Source organism: Citrobacter sp. MGH106, from assembly GCF_001037495.1.
Taxonomy (GTDB): Bacteria; Pseudomonadota; Gammaproteobacteria; order Enterobacterales; family Enterobacteriaceae; genus Citrobacter; species Citrobacter murliniae.
Map to the genome: position 1 here is coordinate 1,772,991 of NZ_KQ089822.1, position 22,135 is coordinate 1,795,125.

Annotated in this window: 22 protein-coding genes and 1 riboswitch; of the genes, 11 read left to right on the forward strand and 11 right to left on the reverse strand. The window is 49.8% G+C overall.

Going from position 1 to position 22,135, the window contains the following annotated elements; translation table 11 throughout:
- Window positions 1-42 precede the first annotated feature (42 nt).
- The 4 genes from SK36_RS08505 to yebS all read right to left on the reverse strand — a co-directional run bounded on the left by SK36_RS08505 (window position 43) and on the right by yebS (window position 5,890).
- Window positions 43-279, reverse strand: coding sequence for a YebV family protein (locus SK36_RS08505; protein WP_167493956.1), 237 nt, complete (start codon window positions 277-279; stop codon window positions 43-45).
- A 100-nt stretch (window positions 280-379) separates the two neighbouring features.
- Window positions 380-1,801 carry a 16S rRNA (cytosine(1407)-C(5))-methyltransferase RsmF gene (rsmF, locus tag SK36_RS08510; RefSeq protein WP_075261767.1) on the reverse strand — a complete coding sequence of 474 codons (1,422 nt, stop codon included), beginning with the start codon at window positions 1,799-1,801 and terminating at the stop codon, window positions 380-382.
- Window positions 1,802-2,004: 203 nt separating this feature from the next.
- Window positions 2,005-4,638 (reverse strand): PqiB family protein, encoded by a 2,634-nt coding sequence (locus SK36_RS08515; protein WP_045444028.1) that lies wholly within the window; start codon window positions 4,636-4,638, stop codon window positions 2,005-2,007.
- Window positions 4,607-5,890 (reverse strand): membrane integrity lipid transport subunit YebS, encoded by a 1,284-nt coding sequence (yebS, locus tag SK36_RS08520; RefSeq protein ID WP_045444026.1) that lies wholly within the window; start codon window positions 5,888-5,890, stop codon window positions 4,607-4,609. Before yebS ends, SK36_RS08515 begins: the two co-directional genes overlap by 32 nt.
- 128 nt (window positions 5,891-6,018) lie before the next feature.
- Here yebS and SK36_RS08525 point away from each other — a divergent pair, with 128 nt between their 5' ends.
- The 4 genes from SK36_RS08525 (at window position 6,019) to htpX (ending at window position 10,442) form a co-directional block, all read left to right on the forward strand.
- A complete protein-coding gene (locus SK36_RS08525; protein WP_048221307.1) occupies window positions 6,019-6,516 on the forward strand; it encodes a GAF domain-containing protein in 498 nt (165 codons plus the stop codon).
- A 96-nt stretch (window positions 6,517-6,612) separates the two neighbouring features.
- On the forward strand, window positions 6,613-7,299 hold the full coding sequence (gene proQ / locus SK36_RS08530; protein ID WP_045444020.1) for an RNA chaperone ProQ: 687 nt from the start codon (window positions 6,613-6,615) through the stop codon (window positions 7,297-7,299).
- 19 nt (window positions 7,300-7,318) lie between these two features.
- Window positions 7,319-9,367 carry a carboxy terminal-processing peptidase gene (gene prc, locus SK36_RS08535; RefSeq protein ID WP_048221308.1) on the forward strand — a complete coding sequence of 683 codons (2,049 nt, stop codon included), beginning with the start codon at window positions 7,319-7,321 and terminating at the stop codon, window positions 9,365-9,367.
- A gap of 193 nt (window positions 9,368-9,560) precedes the next feature.
- Window positions 9,561-10,442, forward strand: a complete 882-nt coding sequence (gene htpX, locus SK36_RS08540) for a protease HtpX (protein ID WP_045444014.1) — start codon at window positions 9,561-9,563, stop codon at window positions 10,440-10,442.
- A gap of 47 nt (window positions 10,443-10,489) precedes the next feature.
- Here the strand turns inward: htpX and SK36_RS08545 are convergent, their stop codons facing one another.
- Window positions 10,490-11,863, reverse strand: a complete 1,374-nt coding sequence (locus SK36_RS08545; RefSeq protein ID WP_045444011.1) for an MFS transporter — start codon at window positions 11,861-11,863, stop codon at window positions 10,490-10,492.
- A gap of 175 nt (window positions 11,864-12,038) precedes the next feature.
- On the opposite strand from SK36_RS08545, the gene kdgR reads away from it, so the two are divergent.
- A complete protein-coding gene (gene kdgR, locus SK36_RS08550; protein WP_045444008.1) occupies window positions 12,039-12,830 on the forward strand; it encodes a DNA-binding transcriptional regulator KdgR in 792 nt (263 codons plus the stop codon).
- 119 nt (window positions 12,831-12,949) lie between these two features.
- Here the strand turns inward: kdgR and SK36_RS08555 are convergent, their stop codons facing one another.
- A complete protein-coding gene (locus tag SK36_RS08555; protein ID WP_045444005.1) occupies window positions 12,950-13,189 on the reverse strand; it encodes a YobH family protein in 240 nt (79 codons plus the stop codon).
- A gap of 164 nt (window positions 13,190-13,353) precedes the next feature.
- Between SK36_RS08555 and mgrB the strand changes: the two genes are divergently transcribed.
- The 6 genes from mgrB to rlmA all read left to right on the forward strand — a co-directional run bounded on the left by mgrB (window position 13,354) and on the right by rlmA (window position 17,696).
- Window positions 13,354-13,497 carry a PhoP/PhoQ regulatory lipoprotein MgrB gene (gene mgrB / locus SK36_RS08560; protein WP_045443992.1) on the forward strand — a complete coding sequence of 48 codons (144 nt, stop codon included), beginning with the start codon at window positions 13,354-13,356 and terminating at the stop codon, window positions 13,495-13,497.
- Window positions 13,498-13,571: 74 nt separating this feature from the next.
- The gene (locus SK36_RS08565) at window positions 13,572-13,853 is read left to right on the forward strand and encodes a YebO family protein (protein WP_045443989.1); all 282 of its coding nucleotides are present in this window, start codon (window positions 13,572-13,574) and stop codon (window positions 13,851-13,853) included.
- Window positions 13,854-14,492: 639 nt separating this feature from the next.
- Window positions 14,493-14,636, forward strand: coding sequence for a DUF2627 domain-containing protein (locus SK36_RS23525; protein WP_003034983.1), 144 nt, complete (start codon window positions 14,493-14,495; stop codon window positions 14,634-14,636).
- A 12-nt stretch (window positions 14,637-14,648) separates the two neighbouring features.
- Window positions 14,649-14,858, forward strand: coding sequence for a transcription antiterminator/RNA stability regulator CspE (cspE, locus tag SK36_RS08570; protein WP_001062678.1), 210 nt, complete (start codon window positions 14,649-14,651; stop codon window positions 14,856-14,858).
- A gap of 219 nt (window positions 14,859-15,077) precedes the next feature.
- The gene (ftsI, locus tag SK36_RS08575) at window positions 15,078-16,823 is read left to right on the forward strand and encodes a peptidoglycan glycosyltransferase FtsI (RefSeq protein ID WP_048221309.1); all 1,746 of its coding nucleotides are present in this window, start codon (window positions 15,078-15,080) and stop codon (window positions 16,821-16,823) included.
- Window positions 16,824-16,886: 63 nt separating this feature from the next.
- Window positions 16,887-17,696, forward strand: a complete 810-nt coding sequence (gene rlmA, locus SK36_RS08580; protein ID WP_045443980.1) for a 23S rRNA (guanine(745)-N(1))-methyltransferase — start codon at window positions 16,887-16,889, stop codon at window positions 17,694-17,696.
- On the opposite strand, the gene mntP is transcribed toward rlmA, so the two are convergent.
- From mntP to manX, 5 genes are all read right to left on the reverse strand, one after another.
- Window positions 17,693-18,259 carry a manganese efflux pump MntP gene (gene mntP / locus SK36_RS08585; protein ID WP_045449666.1) on the reverse strand — a complete coding sequence of 189 codons (567 nt, stop codon included), beginning with the start codon at window positions 18,257-18,259 and terminating at the stop codon, window positions 17,693-17,695. The two genes, rlmA and mntP, sit on opposite strands and share 4 nt — an antisense overlap.
- Window positions 18,260-18,375: 116 nt before the next feature.
- A riboswitch (yybP-ykoY riboswitch) is annotated at window positions 18,376-18,476 on the reverse strand.
- A gap of 198 nt (window positions 18,477-18,674) precedes the next feature.
- Window positions 18,675-19,133, reverse strand: a complete 459-nt coding sequence (locus tag SK36_RS08590; protein WP_045443977.1) for a DUF986 family protein — start codon at window positions 19,131-19,133, stop codon at window positions 18,675-18,677.
- A gap of 60 nt (window positions 19,134-19,193) precedes the next feature.
- Window positions 19,194-20,045: a PTS mannose transporter subunit IID gene (locus SK36_RS08595; protein ID WP_045443974.1), complete on the reverse strand. Its 852-nt coding sequence runs from the start codon at window positions 20,043-20,045 to the stop codon at window positions 19,194-19,196.
- Between the two features lie 12 nt (window positions 20,046-20,057).
- On the reverse strand, window positions 20,058-20,858 hold the full coding sequence (locus SK36_RS08600) for a PTS mannose/fructose/sorbose transporter subunit IIC (RefSeq protein WP_045443971.1): 801 nt from the start codon (window positions 20,856-20,858) through the stop codon (window positions 20,058-20,060).
- Window positions 20,859-20,916: 58 nt separating this feature from the next.
- On the reverse strand, window positions 20,917-21,882 hold the full coding sequence (gene manX, locus SK36_RS08605) for a PTS mannose transporter subunit IIAB (RefSeq protein WP_045443967.1): 966 nt from the start codon (window positions 21,880-21,882) through the stop codon (window positions 20,917-20,919).
- Window positions 21,883-22,135: the final 253 nt, after the last annotated feature.

Sequence of the window (22,135 nt, forward strand, 5' to 3'; positions counted from 1 at the left end):
TAAGAAAAGAAATAACCCGCCTGGCGACGGGTTCTTTTTGAATCAGGCAAAACGCATGATCCAGGCATCTGACTTACGATCGTAGTGCTGACGGAATAGAACAGAATGTTCCCCATTAAGGAGTGCCGGGATGCTGGTATCGGCGTCCCAGGCATCCAGTTGCATGCATAAATCCGGATCGGATTTGCACGGAATGGTTAACGTTCGGTCTCCCGGCGATTCGCCATGTAACTCGGCGTCGTCGATTTCAAAAGCGCCAATGCGCACACTGGTTTTCATCATCGTGCTCTCCGTTGATTTGCTGGTTGTGGTACGACCAGTTAGGTCGTCCATTTTTCAGCGTAGTCAACGTCAGCAAAAGCGCCAGTAAAAACGTGCGTTATCCGGTAAAGAGTTTGCCATCCCGGACAAGATCGCGCGGATAACTGTTCTTTAATCGCGAACCAATACGCTTCGCCAGACCAATTGGCTGCTGCTGGAATGTGACCAGCACGTCGTCGGTGGCCGGTGAGGTTTGCGGATAGACATCTCTGCCGCGATACCACTCTTCCGCTTCCTCAAGGGTCAGTTCGAACGCATTATTGTGATTCGGATTAGCAAGGGCGATCACTGCCTCATGCTGCCAGCGGTATCCTTTATTATGGGTTTCAGCCAGCTTGATCCCGAGACGGGAAAAACGGACCTTACCAATCAGCGCTTCAATTTCTACGGGGAATAGCCAGACCTCTTTATCACGTTGCCAGAGACGCAGATTATTATCCCATTGTATTGCACAGGCATTCGCCGCGGCGGTGATTTGCGCAGTTTCACGTCCTTTCAGCGGACTGAATGGAAAGTTTCCAACCTTGTATTTTGGGGCTGGCAGGGCGTGAATCGCGGCGGTTTTGCGCAAACGCGCGACAAAGAACCCTTCACAGTCGTAAATTTGCGGGAATACATGTAGAAATCCCTCCGGCGTGAGGGCACGTTCGGCTCCAGGAAATAAGTCACCCAATGGAAGAAACTCGACGGCATCTGGATAAGTTTCTATCAGCCACTGCATGATGGATTCGTTTTCGTCACGGTTTAAAGTGCACGTTGAATAAACCAGCGTGCCACCGGGACGTAAGGCGTGAAATGCGCTGTCGAGCAGTTCGCGCTGCGTGGCGGCAATCTCAAGATTACTTTCAACGGACCAGTTTTTCAGCGCATCGGGATCTTTACGCACCACGCCTTCGCCTGAACACGGAGCATCCAGTAAAATCGCATCAAAAGTTTCCGGAAGAGCAGCGCCAAACACGCGCCCGTCAAAGTGGGTTAAGGCGACGTTACTGATCCCGCAGCGGCTGATATTGGCATGCAGCACTTTAACGCGACTGGCGGAAAACTCATTCGCCAGGATTGCGCCCTTGTTATTCATTTTTGCCGCTATTTGTGTAGTTTTAGAGCCAGGAGCTGCTGCGACATCCATCACACGATCCGGCATATTACCTTCGGCAAACAGCGCGGCAACCGGCAGCATTGAGCTGGCTTCCTGAATATAAAAAAGACCGCTTAAATGCTCAGCGGTGCTGCCCAGCGGCACTGACTCTTCATCACCACGTTCGATCCAGAAACCTTCCTCACACCAGGGAACTGGCGTGAGCGACCAGCCGTAAGGTGCAGTTAGGTCGAGAAAATCGGCAACGGAGATTTTTAGTGTATTCACGCGAATGCTGCGGCGTAACGGACGCTGGCAGGCGGCAAGAAAGTCATCGAAAGAGAGCGTGGAAGGCATTGCTTCACGCATTTGAGTCAGAAAGGCGTCTGGAAAATAAGCCACTTGGTCGCACCGGCAAAAAAACAGGTGCGCAGTTTAGCATATACCCTGAATATTTCGAGTTGCAGGACAACAACGCTTGCGCTGGCCGCTAAGGGTCGAAGCCACAGGCCAGTAACGCGGTAAGCGAGTGAAACCAACTCACCTGCAACTTGAAGTATGAAGGGTATAAACGCTCCGGCGCGCGTACGCCGGAGCAGGGGACATTAGCGCGGCAGGGCGGTACCCCATTCGCGCCATTCTTTCGGTTCGCTCTCCAGCAACAGGAAGTGTTTACCCTCCTGTGCTTTTGGAGCCAGTGGAGTACCCGGTGGGGTAGCGAAGGCGATACCGCCGCGAATGAATTGGTTGAAGGTACCGGTTTTCACGACGCCGCCAGTCAGGCCGAAGTCGAGGTTGTAACCGGAGGCCAGCCAGAACACGGAATTATTACGCACCAGATGCTGATAGCGCTTGCTGATACGCATGGCGATCATTACGCGGTCAGAAAGTGAACCCAGCGTCAGTCCGGTGACGGTTCCCACTTCAATCCCTCTGAACAGGACTGGTGTACCGATATTCAGCGATCCAGCTTCTGATGCTTCCACCACGATGCTCAGGCCATCAAGGTAACGCGAATCAGTAATAGTGGCTTCTTGTAGTTCGAAATCGCGGCGTGGATTGCCTCGTCCTGGTTCAACATTAATGTAAGGTTGCAGGATTGTATCCAGGTGCTCCACGCCTGCGGCGGAGATTTGTGGAGTAATGACCGAGAAGCGGGTGCCGGCACGTGCAAAAGTCTGGACATACTCCGGGTATAGTACCGCTTTCGCCTGAACTTCGTTACGAGCAGTGATCAGTTCAAGAGTCTGGATCTGACCGATATCGATACCCAGGTAGCGAATCGGCATGCCCGCGGCGAGCTTACCGGCATCAAATGCGTGCAAGGTAATTTGCCCCCCCACAGCACGCGCAGCGGTTTCAGAGGCATACAGGATACGTTTGTCGCCTTTGCGCTGACTGGCGCTGGCTCCGCTCAGGTTATCGAAGCTAATCGCACCCTTGAGCGCGCGCGACAGAGGGGATGCCTGAACGGTCAAACCGCTGCCGTTGAGTTGAACTTTTGCGCCACCTTCAGCCCAGAACACGCTGTTGCTGGTCAACAGATTGCGATATTCAGGTTTGATATGCAGATCGATGTCAAACGCCTCGGCACGAGGACGTACACTAATAACTTCGCCCACCTCAAATTTACGGTATAACACCACTGAGCCAGCTTGCACATCCGGCAGCGTTTCGGCACGCAGGCTGAGCGTGGTGGTCGGTAGATCGCTCAGGCTGTTTTCGATGGCTTTTTCCAGATTGGCATACAGCGGATAGCTGCTTTTCATTTCACCTTTCGTACCCGGTAAAATGCGAATGCCTCCGCTAATCCATTCGCTGGCACTGGCGCCGAGGAACTCCACGCCATCAATACCTACTTTGACATCCACCCGGCTATTGACCACAAATTTACTGTCACCCAGCACCAGGTCGCGATGTTGCGGTTCGATGGCGACGGTAAAAGAGACGCCTTTGCTGGATAGGGTTCGTTCAATAACTTGTCCGACTTGTACACCGTGCAGGATCAACGGTTGCCCGGCATCAATGCCATAGCTTTCCGGTGCCGTCAGGGTGAACGTCATCACGCCCGGGTCATGAAGCAAGGATTTCTCGCCGGGAACAACCACAAACTGGCTTCGAGGCTCGCCCTCACCGGGCACCAGTTCGAAGGTTTTACCCGTGAGCAGTGAACTGAGATTCACATCGCTCAACGACAATTTGGGGCTGTGTAATTCGATACGCGTGTTCTCCCGCAGCAGCGTGACGACGCTGGGGTCGACCGTCATCTCACCGGTGACTTTACCCCCTGGATTCAAATCCAGTTTAGTGAGTTCGCCCACCTCCAACCCCTGGTACATCAGTGCTGTTGAGCCTGCTTTTAGACCATCGCCACTGGGGAGTTCGAGTTTCACTATCACGCCGCGTTGGCTGTGTGCCAGGTCCTGGTACAAACCGAACGTATCGTCTGCGACGGCGGGTTGCGAATCCTCCGGTGAATCAAAGGCGATCGCGCCATTAACCAGTGCAGCGAGGCTTTCCAGTTTGACCTTCGCGCCGCTGAGGCTGACATCCGCATTTACACCGGAAACATTCCAGAAACGGCTGCCTTTTTTCACCAGATTGGTAAATCGGCGCTCAATCAGTACGTCGATAGTCACGCCCTGATTGTTGGGATTTATGGTGTAGTCATACACCCGGCCTACCGGTATCTTGCGGAAGTAAACCAATGAACCACTGTTGAGGGAGCCGAGGTCGGGCGCATGCAGATGAAGCATCAAATCGCCGTTGTTCAGGCGGTACTTTGGTTGCGTATCAAGCGCGACAAAATGATCCTCTGCTTCACCGGTTCCGGGCATCATTCCGATATAGTTACCGCCAACCAGTGCATCAAGGCCAGAGACGCCTGCCAGCGATGCTTTCGGCGTCACCAGCCAGAATTGTGTGTCTTTACGCAGAGCATCTTTCATGCTGGATTTGATGCTAACCCGAACCTCAATCTTACGCAGATCTTTGCTGAGACTGATATCCTGCACTGTACCAACTTCGACACCCTGGTAACGAACGGGAGTACGGCCTGGTACAATGCCATCCGCAGACATAAAGTCGATGGTTACGGTGTTGCCGCGATCTTCATAGCTTCCCCAGATAAGCCATCCAGCGATCATCAATGCAATGATCGGCAGCAGCCAGAACGGAGAAATGCGGCGTTTTGTTTTAATCTGTGCTTCAGTCTGCGAAGCGGGCGTTTCCTGACTCATGTGCATCCCAAAGTAAGCGGCTGTCCAGCCATTCCACAGCAAGAATAGTCAATATTACCGCTGCGCCGAAATAAAACGCAGCCGGTCCCATAGTAAAAGCAAGTATCTGATCGCGGTTAATCAGCGACATAGTTAAGGCGATAACAAAGAGATCCAGCATTGACCAGCGGCCAATCCAGGTCACCATGCGCAGTAATAAGATGCGCGTGCGTAATCCTTGTTCACATTTAAAGTGGATGCTGAACAACAAAGTAAACATCACAATCACTTTGGTGAAAGGCACCAGGATACTGGCGATAAAGACGATTGCCGCGACGCCGACATTACTGTTGGCCAGAGACATGATCCCCGAGAGAATAGTGTCTTCCTGCCGGGATCCGTTAACGTATATGACCGATATAGGCAGCAGATTAGCAGGCAGGAGAAAGACAATCGAGGCTAACAGTGCAGCCCAGCACTTTTGGATGCTCTGATTCCTGCGCCAGCGCAGCGGAATATGGCAACGGGGGCAACGTCCGCGAGCATCGGGATAGCCTGTAAAGTGACAGCCAAGGCAGACGCGAAGCTTTTCATCAGGGCGACGGGCTGGTCTTTGCGGATAAAAACGTTCCCACAGTTGCTCAACATTGAGGTGCGATAGCGTCAGAATACTGAGGATCACCAACGCGATAAATGCAAAAAGCCCCACGCCGGGTTGCAGAAAAGCATAATCTTGCACTTTGATTGAAGCGACGCCAATACCCACCAGATAGATATCCAGCATGACCCATTCTTTAAGTCTTTCCAACATCAGCAATACCGGGCGCAGGTTCATACCGAGAATATTACCAAACCACAGATATGCGATTGAGGAGACGAGTATTATCGGCGCGCCGGCTACGCAAAATAGCACGATGGATGCGGTTAGCGGATCGCCTTGCCGGGTCATTTGCCAGATACCCTGTACCACATTAGCGTCAATACGGATGCCCAATAAATAGATGTGTAACAGTGGTTCTCCCCAGGCAAAGGGCATCAGTAGCAACATTGTAACGGCCATCGCCGCCAGTCGCGTCAATGACCAGTCGCGTCCGTCACGGATTTTTGCCTGACAGCGAGGGCAGTATGCACTTTGGTGCGAACGCATTTTCGGCAAGCTAAATAGCGTGTCACATTCAGGGCACCGCTGATAATGTGCGCGGGGTAGCGCCTCACCGATGGACCTGATCGCTATTTTTTTCGATGGCTTGGTGCGCGGAGTATTTAAGGCCATGTATCGCAGATCAAAGTGTTAGAGTAATGTTATCTTAACTCATGACGGGAATGATCTTGAGCATTAACGCATTTAATGTTTATTTTAGTAGGCTGCAGTTTTGAGTAAGACAACTAAGTGATTACATAATGAACAAAATAGAGCTATACACGGATCTGAACCGTGATTTTCGCGCATTAATGGCAGGTGAAACCAGTTTTCTGGCAACGCTGGCGAATACCAGCGCTTTGTTGTACGACCGTCTTGCAGAAGTGAACTGGGCTGGTTTTTACCTGCTCGAAAACGACACGCTGGTGCTTGGCCCTTTCCAGGGCAAGATCGCCTGCGTACGTATTCCGGTTGGTCGGGGGGTATGCGGCACCGCAGTGGCGCAGAACCAGGTTCAGCGCATTGAAGACGTTCATGCTTTTGATGGGCATATCGCTTGCGATGCGGCCAGCAACGCTGAAATTGTACTGCCGATAACGGTCGAAAATCAGATAATAGGCGTGCTGGATATTGATAGCACGGCTTTTGGTCGCTTTACTGAAGAAGATGAACAGGGGCTGCGTACGCTCGTGGCACAGCTTGAAACCGTGCTTGCAACGACGGATTACAAAAAATTCTTTGCTCCCGTCGCAGGATAATCAACGGATAACGTAGCAATTACTGATGGCGTCATTATAATGACGCCTGTTCATGCCTGCGCTTGTTGGCTACGTCCGTTGTAATCAGGAAATTTCATGGAAAATCAACCTAAGTTGAATAGTAGTAAAGAAGTCATCGCGTTTCTGGCCGAACGCTTCCCGCAGTGTTTTAGTGCGGAAGGCGAAGCGCGCCCGCTGAAAATTGGCATTTTTCAGGATCTGGTAGAGCGTGTTGAGGGTGAAATGAATCTCAGCAAGACTCAGCTTCGTTCTGCCTTACGTCTATATACTTCAAGCTGGCGCTATCTGTATGGCGTTAAGCTGGGCGCAACGCGTGTTGATCTCGACGGCAACCCATGTGGTGAGCTGGATGAGCAGCACGTTGAGCATGCGCGTAAACAGCTTGAAGAAGCAAAAGCTCGCGTTCAGGCGCAGCGTGCAGAGCAACAGGCGAAAAAACGCGAAGCGGCCGCTGCTGCGGGTGAAAAAGAGGACGCACCGCGTCGTGAGCGTAAGCCGCGTCCTGCTCCGCGTCGTAAAGATGCCGCTCCGCGTAATCCTCGCGCTGAAAAACCGGCTGCTCAGGCACCGCGTGCTCCTCGTGAAGAACAGCATACCCCAGTCTCTGATATTTCAGTGCTGAAGGTAGGGCAGTCTTTGAAGGTGAAAGCAGGAAATAATGCGATGGATGCCACCGTATTAGAAATCACCAAAGATGGCGTCCGTGTACAGCTGAATTCGGGTATGTCTTTGATTGTACGCGCAGAACACCTGGTGTTCTGAAACGGAGGCCTGGCCTGGCATGAACACTTTTTTTAGGCTTACCGCGTTAGCTGGTCTGCTTGCATTAGCAGGCCAGGCATTCGCTGTGGAAGACATCACGCGTGCCGATCAAATCCCCGTTTTAAAGGAAGAAACGCAGCATGCGACAGTGAGTGAACGTGTAACATCGCGCTTTACGCGTTCACATTATCGCCAGTTCGATCTGGATCAGGCGTTTTCGGCAAAAATTTTTGACCGCTATCTGAATTTGCTCGACTACAGCCATAACGTGCTGTTGGCGAGTGATATAGAGCAGTTTGCCAAAAAGAAAGCCGTCCTGGCTGATGAACTGCGTACGGGCAAGCTGGATGTGTTTTACGACCTCTATAATCTGGCGCAAAAACGTCGATTTGAACGCTATCAGTACGCATTAAGCGTGCTGGCGCGTCCAATGGATTTCACCGGTAACGACACCTTTAATCTTGATCGCAGCAAAGCGCCGTGGCCGAAAAGCGAAGCAGAGCTTAATGTTCTGTGGGACGGCAAAGTTAAATTCGATGAACTTAGCCTGAAACTGACCGGCAAGACCGATGCAGAAATTCGTGAAACGCTGACGCGTCGTTACAAATTTGCGATCCGCCGCCTGGCGCAGACTAACAGTGAAGACGTGTTCTCACTGGCTATGACCGCTTTTGCGCGCGAAATCGATCCGCATACTAACTACTTGTCCCCGCGTAACACTGAACAGTTCAATACCGAAATGAGTTTGTCTCTGGAAGGTATTGGTGCCGTTCTGCAAATGGATGATGACTATACCGTCATTAATTCTATGGTTGCGGGTGGCCCGGCGGCCAAGAGCAAGGCGATTAGCGTAGGCGATCGCATTGTCGGCGTAGGTCAGTCGGGTAAAGGCATGGTTGATGTCATTGGCTGGCGTCTTGATGACGTTGTAGCGCTGATCAAAGGACCAAAAGGCAGCAAGGTTCGTCTTGAGATCCTGCCTGCCGGTAAAGGCACTAAGACGCGTACTGTAACGCTGACGCGTGAACGCATTCGTCTGGAAGATCGTGCTGTTAAAATGTCCGTGAAAACCGTTGGCAAAGAAAAAGTCGGCGTACTGGATATTCCAGGCTTCTATGTTGGTCTGACGGACGATGTCAAAGTTCAGCTGCAGAAGCTGGAAAAACAGAATGTCAGCAGTGTGATTATCGATCTGCGTACTAATGGTGGTGGGGCGCTTACTGAAGCCGTTTCGCTTTCCGGTCTGTTTATTCCTTCTGGTCCGGTTGTTCAGGTTCGTGATAATAACGGTAAGGTGCGCGAAGACAGCGATACCGACGGCGTTGTTTACTACAAAGGTCCGCTGGTGGTGTTGGTTGACCGCTTCAGTGCCTCGGCATCGGAGATTTTTGCTGCGGCAATGCAGGACTACGGTCGTGCGTTGATTGTCGGTGAACCGACCTTCGGGAAAGGCACGGTACAGCAGTACCGTTCTCTGAACCGTATCTACGATCAGATGTTACGTCCGGAATGGCCTGCGTTGGGTTCAGTTCAGTACACTATTCAGAAGTTCTACCGTGTAAACGGTGGCAGTACGCAGCGTAAGGGCGTTACGCCGGATATCATCATGCCGACAGGTAATGAAGAAACAGAAACCGGTGAGAAGTTTGAAGATAACGCTTTGCCTTGGGATAGCATCGATGCGGCGACCTATACGAAGTCGGATAATTTGACGCCGTTCGGTCCTGAATTGCTGAAAGAGCATAATGCACGTATTGCGAACGATCCTGAGTTCCAGTACATCATGAAAGATATTGCCCGTTTCAATGCAATGAAGGATAAGCGCAACATCGCTTCTCTTAATTACGCCCAGCGTGAGAAAGAGAATAACGAAGATGACGCGATGCGTCTGGCGCGCATAAACGATCGTTTTAAACGTGAAGGCAAGCCGCCGCTGAAGAAACTGGACGATCTGCCGAAGGATTACCAGGAGCCGGATCCGTACCTGGATGAAACGGTTAAAATCGCGCTCGATCTGGCGCATCTGGAAAAAGATAAGCCAGCGGAACAGCCCGCAACAAGTCAGTAAAAACAAACAGGCACAAGAAATTGTGCCTGTTTTTTTTAACAAGCGCATGAAGTCGTCAGCCTGATACGATAAAATGTAAAGTTGTGTCTTTCTGGTGACTTAGCACGTATGCATGCTTGAAAATAGCTGTAAGACCCATACGATATGGGTAATCGCATAGTGCGTTTTGTTAAATTGAGGTTAAAAGAAAATTATGATGCGAATCGCGCTCTTCCTGCTGACGAACCTGGCTGTGATGGTCGTTTTCGGGCTGGTATTGAGCCTGACAGGGATCCAGTCAAGCAGCGTTCAAGGCTTGTTGATCATGGCACTGCTGTTTGGTTTTGGTGGTTCCTTCATTTCGCTGCTGATGTCCAAATGGATGGCGTTAAAGTCCGTTGGCGGGGAAGTGATTGAACAGCCCCGTAATGAAAGAGAACGCTGGCTGATGAATACTGTAGCCACACAGGCTCGTCAGGCTGGTATCGCTATGCCGCAGGTTGCTATCTACCATGCGCCAGATATTAACGCGTTTGCAACTGGTGCGCGCCGTGATGCGTCACTGGTGGCGGTCAGTACGGGCTTGCTGCAAAACATGAGCCCGGATGAAGCTGAAGCCGTTATTGCACATGAGATAAGCCACATTGCCAATGGCGATATGGTCACCATGACGCTGATTCAGGGCGTGGTGAACACCTTCGTAATCTTTATCTCGCGTATTCTCGCGCAGATTGCCGCTGGTTTTATGGGCGGAAACCGTGAAGAAGGTGAGGGCAGCAACGGCAACCCGTTAATTTATTTTGCGGTAGCGACGGTGCTGGAACTGGTGTTTGGTATTCTGGCGAGCATTATTACCATGTGGTTCTCGCGTCATCGTGAATTCCATGCGGATGCGGGTTCAGCAAAACTGGTTGGTCGTGAGAAAATGATTGCTGCACTGCAGCGTCTGAAAACCAGCTATGAGCCACAGGAAGCAACCAGCATGATGGCGTTCTGCATCAATGGTAAATCTAAATCGTTGAGTGAGTTGTTTATGACCCACCCTCCGTTGGATAAACGTATTGAAGCGTTGCGCAGTGGGGAATACCTGAAATAACCTGCGGAAGCATGAGAGAAAAGCGCGTCCCTGGACGCGCTTTTTTTTTACCCCTGAACCCGAGGTTGCGTAATACGTAAACCACTCACAATCGCGGCTACCGTGGCCAGAATACCTGCCGTCATTAACGACATGTGCGTCCCGCTGTCACCAAACTGATTCAGCATCAACGCGACTAACGCCGCACCGCTGCTTTGTCCCAGCAAACGTGCCGTCCCCAACATACCGCTTGCGCCTCCGCTACGATCCCGGGGGGCCGACATGATGATAGTATGGTTATTTGGTGACTGGAAAAGGCCAAATCCGGCGCCACAAAGTATCATCGGCCAGATGATATTAAAATCAGACGGTGAAGCGGGTAGTAGCATCAGCGAGAAAAGGCCAACAGCCATTGTCGCCAGCCCCATTGCCCCCAATAGTCCGGCATGTACCCGTTCAATTAAATAGCCAGCAAGTGGGGCCATGACCATGGTGGCTAGCGGCCAGGGAGTCAATAGCAAACCTGTTTCCACTTCACTGCGACCCAACACGGTTTGCAGGTAAAAGGGGAGTGACACCATAGCTAACATCTGAGCGCAAAAAGAACAGATAGACGTGCCGATAGACAATGAGAAAAGTGGGATACGCAGCAAGTCGACCGGCAGCAGAGGGACTGGCAATGACAGTTGACGGCGAATAAAGAAAAAACCGACCACGATCATCATCGCCAGTTCTATACCAATGAGCGTCAAAGACTGTCCCTGCGCAAATCCACTGAGTGCGGTAATCAGCAATCCGAAGGTCAGGGCATTCATCACCGCGCTCGGTAAGTCAAAACGTGGTGTTGACTGCCGGGCAGCATTGGCCGGTAAAAAACGCATTGCCAGTAGTAACGCAATAATCCCCAACGGCACGTTAATCAAAAATAACCATTTCCATGACGCAACGGACAGTATTGCCGCGGCAATTGTAGGACCGGCTGCTGAAGAGACCGCCACAATAAAGGAGTTAATGCCCATCCCCCGGCCAAGCTGGCGTTGGGGATAAATAAGTCTTATCAGCGCCGTATTAACGCTCATTAGCGCTGCCCCGCCAAAACCTTGAGCCACTCGCGCCAGCGTTAGCATTTGTAAGGAATCTGATAAGGCACAAAATAATGAAGCGAACAGAAAAATGACCAACCCACATTTATAAATACGTCGGTAGCCAAACATATCGCCCAAAAATGAGAGTGACAGGAGTGAGACGACAATCGCAATTTGATAGGCGTTAACGACCCAAATTGAACTGGCTGCGGAGGCCTGAAGATCTGCGGCAATCGTCGGAAGAGCAACGTTAGCAATTGCACCATCCAGCACTGCCATAGAGATACCAATAATAATGGTTAAAATTGCGCCATATCGCTGGGGCAATGGCAGGCCATCGGCCTGGATTCTTTCCATAGGAAGTCAATGTTGTCGGGTATGATGATGAGAATAATGATATTAGCATTGATATTCAGGCGTTATGTCGCAGATTTGTAACTAAGTAAGCAAAGATGGATTGCGAGGGGCATTGCGTGAAATTATAATAAAAACCGGTTCTGATTTTTATAAAACACTCGTAATGAGGTGATAAATGGCTATCGCAGATCTGGATAAACAACCCGATTCTGTATCTTCCGTGCTGAAGGTTTTTGGCATCCTGCAGGCGCTGGGTGAAGAGCGCGAAATTGGTATTACCGAACTGTCGCAACGCGTCATGATGTCGAAAAGCACCGTTTATCGCTTTTTGCAGACCATGAAAACGCTGGGGTATGTGGCACAAGAAGGGGAGTCTGAGAAATATTCGCTGACCCTGAAATTGTTTGAGTTGGGCGCTCGCGCGTTGCAAAACGTTGACTTGATTAGAAGCGCTGACATTCAGATGCGCGAACTTTCGCGTCTGACAAAAGAGACTGTGCATCTGGGGGCTCTGGACGAAGACAGCATTGTCTACATTCATAAAATCGACTCGATGTACAATTTACGCATGTATTCTCGCGTAGGTCGCCGTAACCCATTGTACAGTACAGCTATTGGTAAAGTACTGCTGGCCTGGCGTGACCGTGAGGAAGTGAAGCAGATCCTCGATGGTATTGAGTACAAACGCAGCACTGAGCGCACAATAACCAATACTGATGAGCTGCTGTTGTTGTTAGATAAAGTGCGTGAGCAGGGCTACGGCGAAGATAATGAAGAGCAGGAAGAAGGTCTGCGTTGCATCGGCGTACCAGTGTTTGACCGTTTCGGTGTCGTGATTGCGGGACTGAGTATTTCATTCCCGACCTTGCGTTTCTCCGAAGAGCGCTTACATGAGTATGTCGCGATGTTGCACACAGCAGCGCGTAAAATTTCAGAACAAATGGGTTATAACGACTACCCATTCTGATCTGGCTAGTTTTCGACATGTTAAAAAGCCCCAGATATTTTTCCGGGGCTTTTTTAATAGTCATCATCAATATAAGTTGAAGATGTAATAAATAACTTACCGGCTATATTGCTCTTATATTAACCGTTATCGACAACCACTGTGCTTTTGCGTAACACGGGGCAATCAGACAGACCGATGATACCGCTGTTGCTGTGAACGTACTGTGCGGTACTGGTGCCACGTGCGGTCAGATACTGGCATTGCAGACCGAGACCTGCCGCGTTCTCCTTGCTTCCTATCAAAACTCCGTAGCCACTGAGTAATAAACCAATCCAAACCAGAGCCAACAATACAATAGCGCGAATAATCAGACGCATTACAACCTCTTATCTTTTCTCGTTATTATAAGATTAGCTTGTACACTGGATGAAACAAGTGAATCATTCCTAAAAATATTTAATGCCGCTACAGTTAACGCTGGGTTTAGGTAACGCGTGATAATTTAGCAGCATAAAATCTGGATTCGGAGAGTGGAGTTGGAGTGAAAAAAATTCGATGGGTGGTTCTGATTGTTGTCGTGCTGGTGGGCATACTGATGTGGGCGCAGGTGTTCAACATCATGTGCGATCAGGACGTACAATTTTTCAGCGGCATTTGCGCCATCAATAAATTTATTCCCTGGTAAGCGCATTTTTGCAACAGTTGATTACCTTCTTGTGCGGCAGTGGTAAACTACGCTGTCTACATTGAGGTGGTGAAATGAACGAAGTTTTGAACTCTGGCGTGTTGAATTTTGCGTCTTTAGTTGTATCGGTGGTGGTTCTGGTAATCGGGCTTGTGCTGTGGTTTTTCATCAATCGTGCAAGTTCACGTACTAATGAGCAGATTGAGTTGCTCGAAGCATTGTTGGAGCAGCAAAAACGACAGAACGCTTTGCTCCGTCGTCTTTGTGAAGCTAACGAGCCCGAGAAGGCAGCAGAGCCTGCGGTGCAAAAACAGGATGAAGATGACGACATCATCCGCCTGGTAGCAGAACGGTAGTAACCAGAAAGACAGGGTGAGAGTCTGCTGACATTGTTCTCAGATGCTTCATCCTGTCGACAACAATATCAAGATCATTTTCCGCTGTCTCGGTTGTGCAATACACGTGTGATCATGCACACAACGTCACTTCTCCAGACCCCCCTGACCAATTAATTCCTTATTCCTGAAATGGCTTAAATATAATTATCCATACGTTAATAATATGATTATTGCATTTTTGTGATAGCGATCGTTTTTATTATCAGCGAAACGTTTCTCTAACTTTTTTGTGCATTGTCATCATTCTTTCATTATTTTTCTGCAAAATCAGAATGCGGATCCCATTTTTACCGTTGTGATAATTTATGCATTACTAAGCATAAAAAATGATATTCAGCACACGACGCATCAGAGAATCTGGAACAACCGAACCTATTGAGCTATGGTAGAAATGTCCCGGCAATGGCGCAAGCCAGTTGGGGCAGGGCGAGGGCGGTATGGATATATCCTTACTCGATTTGGCGCATAACTGTGCAGTCGCTGTTTGATGAACTTCTGGATTTGTGCGACCGATCGAGACACGTTTAAAAATGGCTTGCCATTATTATCGTTGTATGTGATAACACGTTTTGGGTTAAACGAGGTACAGTTCTGTTTATGTGTGGCATTTTCAGTAAAGAAGTCCTGAGTAAACACGTTGACGTTGAATACCGCTTCTCTGCCGAACCTTATATTAGTGCCTCAAGCAGTAATGTCTCAGTTTTATCTATGTTATGCCTGCGGGCGAAGAAAATACTCTAAGGAATTTTGCAAATGGCAAAGATTAAAGGTCAAGTTAAGTGGTTCAACGAGTCTAAAGGTTTTGGTTTCATTACTCCTGCTGACGGCAGCAAAGACGTGTTTGTACACTTCTCTGCAATCCAGGGTAACGGCTTCAAAACTCTGGCTGAAGGCCAGAACGTTGAGTTCGAAATTCAGGACGGCCAGAAAGGTCCGGCTGCTGTTAACGTAACAGCTATCTGATCGATACCACTGATTTGAAGCGCCCAGGCGCATCAACCTCAGATATAAAGCCTCGCATATGCGGGGCTTTTTAATTAAAATTACGTCAAAACATTTCTGAATGCCCTCCCATTAGCGCTTTGTTGCAAAGGCACGATGTTCGTAGCATTGTTTTTCCCGCTTTCTCTCGTCAATTCCCGTTAAATCAGTCACCTGAAAAACTATCTTGCTGGAGGTCGGGTGAAAAAGAGAAACGACGGCGATACACGCAATTTTACTCCCGTACGTTTTGCCCTGCTCTGCGTGGCAATATTGTTGAGTCTGGGGTTGTTACTTGGTCGGGTGGCATGGCTGCAAATTGTTACGCCAACGAGTCTGGTAAAACAGGAAGATATGCGTTCTTTACGTGAGGTGACAACGGCCTCGCCACGCGGAATGATTACTGACAGAGAAGGGCGTCCGCTGGCAGTAAGCGTACCGGTTAATGCTGTCTGGGCCGATCCTAAGATCATTATTAGCAAGGGTGGCGTTGGATATAGCGAACGCTGGCAAGCGCTGGCAAAGACGCTGCATCTGTCGCTTAGTACACTGGCTGCACGGGTTAACAGCAATCCTGCCGGACGTTTTATCTACCTGGCTCGACAGATTTCACCTCAGCAAGCTGAATGGATCGATAAGCTCAATCTTCCGGGTATCAATCTGCGCGAAGAGACCCGTCGCTTCTATCCCGCAGGGCATGTCGCTGCCAACCTGATTGGCTTTACTAACATTGATGGTCAGGGTATCGAAGGGATTGAGAAAAGCTTCAATGCCCAGTTGATGGGTAAACCGGGTTCCCGGCTGGTACGTAAAGACAAATTTGGGCATGTAATAGAAAATATCACCGAAGTAATGCCGGTACCTGCGCATGAATTGCAGCTTAGTATTGATGAACGTTTGCAGACAGTAACCGAGGACGCGCTGGACAATGCCGTTACGTGGAACAGGGCAGAGTCCGGTGCTGCAGTGCTGGTCAGTATTGCCACGGGTGAAATTCTCTCTATGGCAAGTTTCCCTGACTTCAACCCCAACAACCGCGACGGTGCGGTGCTGGATGATTTTCGCAATCGTGCGATTAGCGATACTTTTGAGCCTGGCTCTACCGTCAAGCCGCTGGTAATTATGACGGCTCTTCAACAGGGAATTGTGCAGCCAGACAGCGTGATTGATACTCATCCTTTTTATGTCGATGGGCATCGCATTCGTGACGTAGGATTTTATCCTGAACTATCTTTGACCGGTATTTTGCAAAAGTCGAGCGATACTGGTGTCTCCCATCTCTCGCTTGCAATGCCCGTACAGCGCTTGCTTGATACCTACAAAAGCTTTGGTTTTGGCGATCCTACCGGGTTGGGATTAACCGGTGAAAGCAACGGTCTAATGCCTCAGAGGCGTTACTGGAGCGATCTGGACCGTGCAACTTTCGCGTTTGGTTACGGTTTGATGGTGACGCCGCTACAGCTGGCGCATGTTTATGCCACGATTGGCAGCTTTGGCATTTACCGACCGCTTTCCATCACCCGTATCGACCCGCCGGTCATTGGCAGACGCGTCATGCCGGAAGCGTTAGTTCATCAAGTTGAACATATGATGGAAAGTGTCGCTTTACCCGGTGGCGGGGGAACAAAGGCTGCGGTGAGAGATTATCGGGTTGCGGTTAAAACCGGTACGGCGAAAAAAATTGGCGATGACGGTAAATATGTCGATAAATATGTGGCCTATACCGCAGGTGTCGCTCCGGCAAGCGACCCTAAATTTGCACTGGTGGTCGTTATCAACAACCCACAAAATGGGGCTTACTATGGTGGCGCAGTATCGGCTCCTGTATTTAGCCAGATAATGGGGGACGTTCTGCGTCTGGAGAACGTTAAACCGGATGGAATGCCCGCCGACTCGAGCCATTTGCTGGTTATGCACGACGATAAGCTCTCTGCACCATCGTTGTAAGTTATTTTCCCGGGGCGTAATTCGCGTTACACTTGCGCCCCGAAGTCATCAGCCGGAGTTGTCATGTCGTTTTCCTGTCCCCTTTGCCATCAATCTCTTACTCAAGATAAAAACAGCTTTATATGCCCTCAACGGCATCAGTTTGACGTGGCTAAAGAAGGGTATGTCAACTTACTTCCTGTTCAGCATAAGCGGTCGCGCGATCCCGGTGACAGCGCAGAAATGATGCAAGCACGCCGGGCATTTCTCGATGCCGGACATTATCAGCCGCTGCGCGATGCGATTGTGAATGTACTGAAAGAAAGACTCGTGTCAGAGCAGGCGGCGATTCTTGATATCGGCTGTGGGGAAGGGTATTACACGCATGCTTTTGCCGACGCGATAACGGGCAACTCAACATTCGGTCTGGATGTTTCAAAAGTGGCGATTAAGGCCGCAGCCAGGCGGTATCCGCAGGTGACATTTTGCGTAGCATCAAGTCATCGTTTGCCATTTGCTGATGCATCAATGGACGCCATTGTCAGGATTTATGCCCCCTGCAAGGCGCAAGAGCTTGCCAGGGTTGTTAAACCTGGCGGATGGGTGATTACGGCCACGCCGGGACCGCGTCATTTAATGGAGCTGAAAGGGCTGATCTATGACGACGTGCGTCTGCATGCGCCCCATACCGAGCAACTGGAAGGCTTTGACCTGCAACAGAGCATTGCGCTGGGATATCAGATGCAACTGAGCGGCAGTGAGGCAGTGGCATTACTGCAAATGACACCGTTCGCCTGGCGGGCAAAACCGGAGGTCTGGGAGACGCTGGCGGGGAAAACGACATTTGACTGCCAGACAGACTTTAGCATTCATATCTGGCAGCGTGAAAATTAACCGTGGAAATGTGCCCAGAGGATCTGGGCACCGATGCCAATCAGTACCAGCCCACCCAGAATTTCAGCCCGTTTGCCCAACATCGGGCCGATAAAGCGACCAATCATCATTCCCAGTGTAGACATTATTAGCGTGGCACAGCCTATGGCCAGGGCAGTTGCGATGATGTTTACCTGCAGGAAAGCCAAACCCACACCGACAGCCATCGCATCTAGACTGGTGGCAATCGCGGTAGTGACCAGCAGCCAGAAACCATGTCGACGCTGCGGCTCTTCATCTTCATCATCGTTGTCGCGGAAGCCTTCAATGATCATTCGTCCGCCCAGAAAAATCAGCAGGATGAACGCAATCCAGTGGTTCCATTCGAGTACAAATTTACTTGCCAGCATGCCCATACCCCAGCCGATCAGCGGCGTGAGTGTTTCAACTGCGCCAAAAATAAGGCCAGTACGCAGGGCTTCTGAGAATTTGGGTTTATGTAGGGTGGCACCTTTGCCAATCGATGCTGCGAAGGCATCCATCGACATGCCGAAAGCGAGAAGAACAGTAGCGGTGATATTCATAACAGCGTCCTGACCGGGGTATCCATATAACACATCACTGCCCCCAGTAACCATACATGTCAGAACACGCGGTTCATAAAGCATGCATTGCAGTTGATGTGTCTATGGTCTCGCCTGACTAATTATGATTAGTCCGTACGTGCCACGTCTTGCGACGAGTATGTTGACACGTACATTTCCGGATTCTGGAAATCGGCTACTCCCCAACGACGGGCGCAACCTTAACATATTTTGAGAATATAAAACAAGAAAGGGGGAAATATTATTTTACTTCTAATTGAAAACGATTTTCATTTAGATTTAAGTGTGGATAAAACGTTAAAATAAATAACATTCATAGCGCCAGAATATAGCCTTAGCTATGTTGTGTTTTCGGTGAAATACAAAAAAACATAGTTTAGGCTATCTTTTTAACTTATTGATTTGAAATTAAAAGTTTATATATTTTTTCGAGATCGTCTATATTTCGTACGCGAATGAGCAATCGTCTCTGTTCTAATTGCATTACCAGTACGCCATCTTCAGATAAATTCATTTCTTTTATCCGGTTATATTCAATCCAGACATTGGCGAAGAAGAATCCTTTTTGTTTAAAGATGATTTTTGGGGTGCGGATCCAGAACAGATATATCCCCATTAGTACCAGTGCACATAATAACCATGTGGTGAATTGCGCCCCGTGGCTGGTGATGTTGTTGTAGATAAGAATAACGATCAGCCCAATGAAGATGACGCTATCAACACGGCTACGAGGAAGCAGGGGAACTGCGAGCAGAGTAGGGCCATTACGGCGGGGCATGATGAACTGATCGTAAATAGCAAACGCCAGTAGCGATAAGATAAAAAGAACCAGCACCAGGTCCGTGATAGTCATGAATCCTCAACCCTCTAAATAGAAAAACCGGGGGCATGCCCCCGGTGATGTACAGCACTCTTACAGGCCGAGCAGGCCGACAGAGTAACCCGCGATACCGATGACGAAGAAGCCAACGATGATCCACAGGGCGTTAACTTTCTTACGTAGCAGCCACATACAGGCGAAGGTCAGCAGCAGAGGCACCAGGCCCGGCATCAGCTGGTCAAGGATAGTCTGCACGGTGGTAACGCGAGTCTGACCATCCTGACCGGTGATAGTGGAAACCACCAGCGGAATGTTTACATGCGTCCACTTGTTAACCAATGCTCCCATGACAAACAGGCCGAGGATTGACGCCCCCTCAGTCAGTTTCTGCAGGAAGCCGCCGCCCATATCTTTAACGATATCGACACCTTTGCGGTAACCGTAAGCCACGCCGTAGTAACGCGTAGCCAGACGAACCAGGTTAAACAGGATAAAGAACAGCAACGGACCCAGCAAGCTGCCACTCATTGCGATACCGGCGCCGAGTGCGGCAAATACTGGACGAACGGTTCCCCAGAAAATAGGGTCGCCCACGCCTGCCAGCGGTCCCATCAGACCAACTTTGATACCGTTAATAGCACCATCGTCGATATCTGCGCCGTTAGCACGCTGCTCTTCCATCGCCAGCGTTACGCCGAGTACTGGTGCCGCTACGTACGGGTGGGTGTTGAAGAATTCTAGGTGACGCTTAATAGCCTGTTTACGTGCGTCGTTGTTCTCCGGATACAGACGGCGGATAGCCGGTACCATGGAGAAGCAAAAACCCAGCGCCTGCATACGTTCGAAGTTCCATGACCCCTGAAACAGGTTAGAACGAATGAACACGCCACGAATGTCACTCGGAGTGAGTTTTTTCTCGGTGGTAGTTTTAGTCATATCAACCATTTCGCTCACCTGCTAGTCCAGTTCGTTATCAAGATCGTTATTACCAGCAGCCTGCGCTGGCGCACCGGCTACGCGGTTATATTTCGGGCTCAGCTGAATGTAGAGGATGGCCATAACTGCGCCAATCACACCCAGAGCAACCAGGTTGAAGTTAGTAAACGCCGCAGTGACGAAGCCGAGGTAGAAGAATGGCATCAGATAGCCTGCACGCATCATGTTGATGACCATTGCATAACCGACTACGACGATCATACCACCAGCAATGTTCAGGCCACCGGTAACCACTTCAGGAATGGCATTCAGCATGCTCTGGACTTCACTGGTCCCAACAGAAATCGCCACGATAACCGCCGGGATAGCGATACGCATTGCCTGCAGGAACAGAGAGGACACATGCAGCCAGGATAGCGCCGTCAGGTTGCCACTTTCGGCTGCCTTATCCGCGGCGTGCTGGAATGCAACGGTGATGGTACGAACAATGATGGTCAGAACCTGGCCTGCTGCTGCCAGTGGGATAGCCAGCGCGATACCGGCACCAATGCTTTGATGGCCCGCGATAACCAGAACAGTAGAAATAATTGAGGCCAGTGCGGCATCCGGCGCAACAGCTGCACCGATGTTCATCCAGCCGAGGGCGATCATTTCCAGGGTACCACCGATGATAATACCGGTTTTCATATCCCCGAGAACGGCGCCAATCAGCGTACAGGCCACCAGCGGACGGTGGAACTGAAATTCATCGAGCACCGACTCCATACCCGCGATACATGCGACGATGAACACCAGCACAATCTGAAGAGTGGTAATCTCCATTGTACTTCTCCTATTGCTATACAGACTTAAGTGTGAAAACTAAGTAAATGCCAGGTGGTTATTTCGCCGCTTTGGCAATCAAATCCATCATTTTCAATTTCTGATCGGTAGAAACTTTACGGGCTTCGAGCTCAATACCGCGCGCGTTGAGTTTCTTGAAGGCTTCGATGTCTTTTTCATCAACGGAAATTGCGTTATTTACCTGAGTTTTACCCTGACGGAAAGCCATGCCGCCAATGTTCACGGAGGTAATTTTCACGCCACCTTCAACGATACGTTCTACGTCGGTCGGATTAGTGAACAGCAGCATCACACGTTCGCCAGCGTATTTTGGGTTGTTGTAGACGCGAATCATTTTTGCGACATCAACCACGTGCGCCGTAACACCTGGGGGAGCAACCTGAGTTAGCAGCGTTTTACGTACGGTATCTGCTGCGACTTCATCACTGACGACGATAATACGGGTTACGTTAGTTTCTTTGGTCCAGCGAGTTGCCACCTGACCGTGGATTAAACGGTCATCAATACGCGCCAGGCCGATGTGCATATAATCGTTCGGTCCCATTGGTTTTGCGGGCGTTGCAGCTTTTGGTGCTACAACCGGGGCTGGCGTGGCTTTTTCAACTGGTTTTGCTTTCAGCGCTTTCACGCCTTCGCTACCGGTTTCAACCGCCAGAGCGACTAATTCGTCGAAGCTTGGGTTGTCATCGCGCGCCATGAACGTTTCTACCAACATCGGAATGTTCACGCCGGCGATCACTTCGTAATGCTCTTTATCGACGACAATGCGGCTCGCAGCGTTGAACGGACTGCCTCCCCATGTGTCAACGAGAAACAGCACGCCTTTACTGGTGTCGAGTTTTGCCAACTGAGCGTTGTACTTTTCAATCAGCGTTTCGGCATTTTCGCCTGGAACGAAATCGATCCAGCCGACATTTTCCTGCTCGCCTAACAGCATTTCTGCTGTTTTAAGTAACTGCTCTGCAGCCCAACCATGTGTGCCTATTACAATAGCAATGGTCACTTGCTACCTCCTTTATTATCGTTAACACATCAACATGAAGATGTATTTTGAATCGTCGTCCGCAATCGAATCGATTCAGATAAGGGTTACAAAGAAAAACATATGATTTCGTGAATTATTTTAGATATCGAAAAAATTATTTTGTGTGATGAAGATCCGTAAATTAACTTCCGATGAAAAGAAATTTCGAAGAGTAAAATATCTCCGAAACAACTTATTGCAAAGGAAGGTAAATCTTTGCTAAAAAACGGTT

Excerpts from the sequence above, each read along its gene's own strand:
- mntP (WP_045449666.1), bottom strand. The coding sequence starts at position 18,259 with ATGAATATCACCGCTACTGTTCTTCTCGCTTTCGGCATGTCGATGGAT.
- SK36_RS08565 (WP_045443989.1), top strand. The coding sequence starts at position 13,572 with ATGAACGAAGTTTTGAACTCTGGCGTGTTGAATTTTGCGTCTTTAGTT.
- SK36_RS08555 (WP_045444005.1), bottom strand. The coding sequence starts at position 13,189 with ATGCGTCTGATTATTCGCGCTATTGTATTGTTGGCTCTGGTTTGGATT.
- yebS (WP_045444026.1), bottom strand. The coding sequence starts at position 5,890 with ATGGCCTTAAATACTCCGCGCACCAAGCCATCGAAAAAAATAGCGATC.
- SK36_RS08505 (WP_167493956.1), bottom strand. The coding sequence starts at position 279 with ATGAAAACCAGTGTGCGCATTGGCGCTTTTGAAATCGACGACGCCGAG.
- SK36_RS08595 (WP_045443974.1), bottom strand. The coding sequence starts at position 20,045 with ATGGTTGATATGACTAAAACTACCACCGAGAAAAAACTCACTCCGAGT.
- SK36_RS08590 (WP_045443977.1), bottom strand. The coding sequence starts at position 19,133 with ATGACTATCACGGACCTGGTGCTGGTTCTTTTTATCTTATCGCTACTG.
- SK36_RS08525 (WP_048221307.1), top strand. The coding sequence starts at position 6,019 with ATGAACAAAATAGAGCTATACACGGATCTGAACCGTGATTTTCGCGCA.
- prc (WP_048221308.1), top strand. The coding sequence starts at position 7,319 with ATGAACACTTTTTTTAGGCTTACCGCGTTAGCTGGTCTGCTTGCATTA.
- htpX (WP_045444014.1), top strand. The coding sequence starts at position 9,561 with ATGATGCGAATCGCGCTCTTCCTGCTGACGAACCTGGCTGTGATGGTC.
- rlmA (WP_045443980.1), top strand. The coding sequence starts at position 16,887 with ATGTCGTTTTCCTGTCCCCTTTGCCATCAATCTCTTACTCAAGATAAA.
- SK36_RS08515 (WP_045444028.1), bottom strand. The coding sequence starts at position 4,638 with ATGAGTCAGGAAACGCCCGCTTCGCAGACTGAAGCACAGATTAAAACA.
- kdgR (WP_045444008.1), top strand. The coding sequence starts at position 12,039 with ATGGCTATCGCAGATCTGGATAAACAACCCGATTCTGTATCTTCCGTG.
- SK36_RS08600 (WP_045443971.1), bottom strand. The coding sequence starts at position 20,858 with ATGGAGATTACCACTCTTCAGATTGTGCTGGTGTTCATCGTCGCATGT.
- proQ (WP_045444020.1), top strand. The coding sequence starts at position 6,613 with ATGGAAAATCAACCTAAGTTGAATAGTAGTAAAGAAGTCATCGCGTTT.
- SK36_RS08545 (WP_045444011.1), bottom strand. The coding sequence starts at position 11,863 with ATGGAAAGAATCCAGGCCGATGGCCTGCCATTGCCCCAGCGATATGGC.
- SK36_RS23525 (WP_003034983.1), top strand. The coding sequence starts at position 14,493 with ATGTGTGGCATTTTCAGTAAAGAAGTCCTGAGTAAACACGTTGACGTT.
- cspE (WP_001062678.1), top strand. The coding sequence starts at position 14,649 with ATGGCAAAGATTAAAGGTCAAGTTAAGTGGTTCAACGAGTCTAAAGGT.